At 62.1% G+C, this 5,516-nt stretch carries 1 protein-coding gene and 2 pseudogenes; all 3 read left to right on the top strand.

Annotated features, from left to right (window positions below; genetic code table 11):
* Nucleotides 1-147 precede the first annotated feature (147 nt).
* A pseudogene (locus ACFYP3_RS36860) lies at nt 148-520 on the top strand (transposase); the annotation flags it as partial.
* Nucleotides 503-670, top strand: a pseudogene (locus ACFYP3_RS36855) (transposase family protein); the annotation flags it as partial. The pseudogenes ACFYP3_RS36860 and ACFYP3_RS36855, both read left to right, overlap by 18 nt.
* Nucleotides 671-1,468: 798 nt before the next feature.
* Nucleotides 1,469-4,894: a hypothetical protein gene (locus ACFYP3_RS36850; protein ID WP_388842416.1), complete on the top strand. Its 3,426-nt coding sequence runs from the start codon at nt 1,469-1,471 to the stop codon at nt 4,892-4,894.
* Nucleotides 4,895-5,516: the final 622 nt, after the last annotated feature.

Genomic DNA, 5,516 nt, shown 5'->3' with positions numbered 1-5,516 from the left:
GCCAGCAACTCCCACTCGAAATCGGTCAGTTCATGGCGACGGATCACGAAAAACATGATCCACCATCGAACGATCTTTTGAAGACGGACCCTAGTACTGCAACGGTCTTTGCCGTGACGGTTGGGCAGGTCGGTCGTTGGTGTGGTTATGGGTGGGGAGCGTGTTGATGCCCGGTTGTGGGCTGGTGAACTGAAGGCCTTGCAGGAGCGGTTCGTGCACCGTTTTTCCAGGTCGGAGCCGCGTGAGTCGGCTCTTGCCTATATGCGGGGGTTGATCGCTCCGCTGGAGCGGAAGAAGGGCTGGACGCTCGCGGAGGAGGCCGGGCATGGCGGCCCGGACCGGATCCACCGGTTGCTGAAACCGGATCGACTGGAATGCGGACGAGGTCCTGGACGACGTGCGGGACTACGTCATCGAGCACCTCGGCGATTCGGATGCGGTGCTGATCGTGGACGACATCGGGTTCCTGAAGAAGGGTGTCCGCTCGGCCGGGGTCCAGCGCCAGGAGGAGGACAACGCCGAACACCGACGGGTTCGCGCCCGTGTCGAGCACACCCTCGCCCGCATGAAGAACTGGAAGATCCTCCGCGACTGCCGCCAAAAAGGAGACGGCCTCCACCACGCCGTCCAGGCCGTCGCCACCATGCACAACCGGGCCATGGCCCGGTGAAACCCGCAGGTCATCCACCACAACGACCTGCCCCCCACCCACCCTTCTGCAACAACCTTTAGACGAGCGGGTCGCTGGCTCACCGGGAGGAGTTGCCGATGGTGATAGCCGGGGACCACTCCCCTGCTGCCGCCGGTCCACAGGACCCGACAGCGCGAGGCCAGCCGCGTCAGCGGCGTGGTGCTGCCCCACTGTGGCCCCGCCAGGAGAGGCACCGTGCGTCGTTCAGGGACCGGTCACGCGTGTTTCAGGACCTTCAGGACTTCGGATCAGAGCTCTGCCTCTGCTCGTCTCAGCGTCATACACGCGGGGGAGGTCACCTCTCTATGGGCGTAGAGGCATTTAGACGCATGGGAGGCCTCCCGGGTGACTGGGGCCCAGGCGTGCGCCGGGCAAGGGATGAGAAGTCCTGTCCGGAGGGGGCTGCCGGCCGGGCACCGGGGCCTGGCACCGCCTGACGTTGCGGCAGATGGATGGTGCGAACCGCGCGAGTGCCGCTGTGACCTGCCCCTGTCGCACTCGTGAACCTTGCGGGCCTGCAGGGTTCGCAGGCCGCCACGGTCCAGGATACGGACCGCTGGGGCTTCCCCAGGGGCCCTGCGGGCGGCGGGGTACGGGCACACTCCGCCTGGCCACGAGCAAGGGAGGAGTTCAGACAGATGGCGTACTCCGCGGGCCAGCTGACCGGCAGCTTGAGCCTCTCGCCGGGTCCCGGCAAAGAGGCCGCGGCGGCCTTCCGGCCCATCCACGACAGCACAACAGCAGAGGCATCCCGCCACAGCAGAAGGAGAACAGCACATGTACAGACAGGAGAAAACCCCACCCGGAACGCGGTGGGTGGCGGCCAGACGATCCGCCGCGGCCGCCTTTTCACTCGCGATCGTGCTCGGCTCCGCCTCTCTCGGCGGCGCCGCCACCAACGCGGACATCGACGTACTGCCCGCCCCCGTCGACCTAACGTATTACAGCAGGTCAACTGAGCCGAGCACAATCACTGAACCCCTCAGCACCGCAGAGCTTCTGACCCAGAAGGCTTTCGTCAAGGCTGTGCAGCTCGCGAACGTAGCCCGCAGCGTCGGCGGCCTCACGCATAGCTTGAAAGTCCAGAACCTGACCAATCAGAGCTCCACCGGCAAGACCGGCACCAGCAAGACCGGCGCCGCCAGCAGCGCCGCCAGCAGTAGCTCCGCCGGCCAGAACATCTACGTGTTCCAGAGGACGAGAATCCTGTTCGTGCTCGCGGACATGGCGGCAGCAGGTGGCAGCGCAGTGAGCGGCATTCTGGCGGACGGCGGCTCCGGTGCCGTAAATGAAGCCAAAACGCGCGCGTGGCTGAATGAAATTGTACCGACAAATAAGCTAGTCGTGCAAAATTTGGCAAGGCTGGGCGGGATGACGGAAGCGCAGGCGACCAGCGCGCTGAAGTCGCTCAAGCAATGGGATAAGAGCCTCGGTAAGGATTTAAAGGATCTGGAGGCGAAGAACTACTCAGCCACACAGAAGTCCAACGGCGTGCCCGTGGCCGATGTGCTCAATACGTTTGGCAAGCATGCAACGGACCTGAATGGCGACCTTGCGACCCTCGTTAACGGCGTAGACGACATCTGGGGCAGGTGGACCGGCGGAGTCCAGACCCATCTCGAAAACGACGGGAAGATCGACACGAACATATTAAACGCGATCAAGCAGCAGGCGCAGATGATCCCGCCAAATGAAACGCAGGTCGTCAGAAATGAGGACTACACCAGGTCTCTCATCGTCTGGGGCCTGAGCACGGTAACGGGTGCGCCGATCACAGCGACCTCCGCCGTCGCGACCCCGTGGGGACCGATCGCCACCGCGGTTAACAAGGTGCTGGGCATTGTCAACATCAAGGGTGTCAGCGGCTGGGCGGGCACCGGCGGGTTCCCCACCGTCGACATGTACATCGTCCGGGAAGACAAGCACGGGGCGCACATGACCTCGTCCCCGAACGCCACGTGGACTGCTTACAGCGACATGATCAAGCAGACCGACAGCGGCGCCCTCACCAGCCTCTGGGCGGGCGTGCTGGGCATCGGCTCCTACGACTGGCGCGACCTGACGGACAAGAACGATGACGTCGACCGCCAGACTGCCAACACGAAAGCCTACCAGGCGATGCAGACGGCCGGGTTCGACGCGACCGCTGTCGACAAGTTCATCAAAGGCGCTGCTGCCATCGGCTCGCAAACCTATCCCCAGAAATACCCGAATGGATTCAGTCGCGATCATGCAGCCGAACTGCTGACCAAGCCCTATTTCCGTAAGCTCGTGTGGCTGGCCTACAACTGCGGCTACTACAACAACAACCCAGACCAGCTCACAGGTGTGGGGCAGTGGGCAGCCCTGATTGCCATTCAGAACGCGACGGGAACCGTTAATTCCACAAATTATATCTCGTCGCTGGAAGCTGGCGCGAAGAAATTTTTGTTCGGCAACGGTAAACCGGTTCTATCTGCATCCAGTATGGACAGGCTAAAAATAGAGGAAGCGGCCGCCAGCGCGGCAGTGTTCGGGGTCAACTTCGAGGACGCGTTGGATCTCCTGAAGGATCTGGATTCCGTTTTTGATTTCAGCGCGGCGGGAGGCATCTGGGCCAGTTCAGCGCCGAACACGCAAACCCAGGCTGTGGCCGATCCTGTGAAGATCATTGCCTATATCCTGGCCAACTCGGGGAACCTGCAAACCGCACACATAAAGATCGGAGACCTGGCAGCGTACTACGGATACAAGAAAGGAGGGACAAAGCCCTCCTACACCAAGCTAATCAACTGGTGGAACGGCGCCGATGTTCTCCCGCAACAGCAGATCAGGGATGCCGACAATAACGACCCAGACACGTTCAAACACCAGGGCGCGGGGTGGAAACTCCAGGCCGATTCCGGTGCGATCAGCAATTACATGGGAGGCGTCTACGCCACCGAAATGAATGGAAACAAGGTAACGATCTCCTTCTACGGCACCGGCATCGACGTCGTCGGCCCCCTGGCCCCCGACAGCGACACCATAGGAGTTACTGCCAACTTCACCGTCCCCGCCGGAAAGAAGACAATCTCCACATACGCGGCGACCCGACAGGATTTCCAGGACATCTTCAGCATCCGCGACCTCGACGCCAACACGCTGCACACACTGACACTCACCAACAAGAGCGTCACCGGGTCGGCGAAACCCTGGTTCAGGCTGGACGCCGTGAGGATCTGGACCGCTGGGCCCACAATCGTGGGGGATACAGCCCCTCGCAGGATCAGGCGTGCCACGCAGCCGGATTACTGCCTGACCGTCGAGAACGGGATATGGCCGACGGCGCATGCTTTGGGATCCAGCGAGCTTGTCCTCAACAACTATTACTGCGATGGCTACAGCCTCAATTCCGCGGAGGAGTTCACCTACCAGAAGGACACCGGCAAGCTGTTTGTGGGCGACGACAAGGGCGGAAAATTCTGCCTCACCAACGGCGAGGAGCTCGTTGGCGCTAAGGACCGTCCTTCTGTGACTAAGTGCAATCAGCCTCGCGGCCAGCAATGGCGGATCATGTCGGACGGAACCATCCACCTATTCTCCGACGACCCTACTCCCGTGGACACCGGGAGGTGCCTCGATTCGAAATCCGACACTCCGGCCGGTGTGACCTCTATGGCGATTGTGCCGTGCGACCCCAAGGATCCCTCGGAACTGTGGGAAACGCCCACGGCCGAGCCCGTGACCGTGACCGGGCCAAAAACGATCAAACTCGCCTCGTCGCCGGATTACTGCCTGACCGTCGAGGACGGGATATGGCCGTCTATTACACTAACCGCTTACAGCAACCTTGTCCTGAACAATTTTTACTGCGACGGCACCGGCAACACCTCGGAGGAATTCACCTTCAACTACCTGTCCGACGGTACGCTGTATGTGGGCGATACGAAGGGTGGGGACTTCTGCGTCAGCGACGGTGAGGCGACCCCCGCCACCCTCGTCCCTTTCATCTATTTGAGCGCCGTTCCTCTTGTGCGGGGGTGCGGCCATGACGGCCAGCAATGGCGGCCCTACTCGGACAAAACCATCCACCTATACTCCAACGACACCACTCCCCTGGACACCGGGAGGTGCCTTGCTTCGGACTCCGCCACTCCGGACGGCGAGACCGGTATGTCGATTGTGAAGTGCAACCCGGCGGATTCTGCTCAGAAGTGGGATCTGGTTCCATGGGTCGAATGATCGAGCCCATTTAGTAACCGGGATAGCAGTCCGCCGTGGACACTCACGGTTGTGACGGCAACAGCGGCTGACGGACAGCTGCGGCGGGGGCCGGGCGGCGGTGCGCCACACGGCGTGGTCGTCGGCCCGGCTCCTGGCTCCCGTGCATCCCGCCGGAGTCGTCGCGACGGCTCCCCCGAGGCTGTTACGTCGTGTCAAGCCACTTGGGGAGGCTCAATGAGCTTCTTCGAGTTGGACCTCAGCCAGCGCCCCAGAGGGCTCGCGACCTGAGCAATTGTCGAAGCCTCTCACCCCATCCATACCGTTCGTCGTAGGCCGCTCCGGTCATTCGTAGGCTTGGAGCACCCAGGGGTGCTGGGTATGGCTGTCACCCGATAGCCCCTGGAGACGTAGAGGCGCATCTATGCGGCTTGGGCCCTCTGGTGGGCTCGGGCTCGCTGTTGGTTGATCATGCGCTCGAACTCCACGGGTGGGAGTCCGCCGGCGCGGCTGTGCATGCGTCTGGTTTTGTAGAAGGCGGCGATCTTAGAGGTTGTTAAGTCCGTTTCTGGTAGCGGCCTCGTCCGGGTTGGGTGAGGAAGCCTTGGCGGGTGAGGCGTGCGAGGCGGCTGCGGGTGATGTT

The sequence above is a fragment of the Streptomyces sp. NPDC005533 genome (assembly GCF_042871845.1).
In the GTDB taxonomy this organism is placed as follows: domain Bacteria; phylum Actinomycetota; class Actinomycetes; order Streptomycetales; family Streptomycetaceae; genus Streptomyces.
Note: the sequence above shows the minus strand (reverse complement) of the source record. Positions and strands in the feature narration are given on the sequence as shown.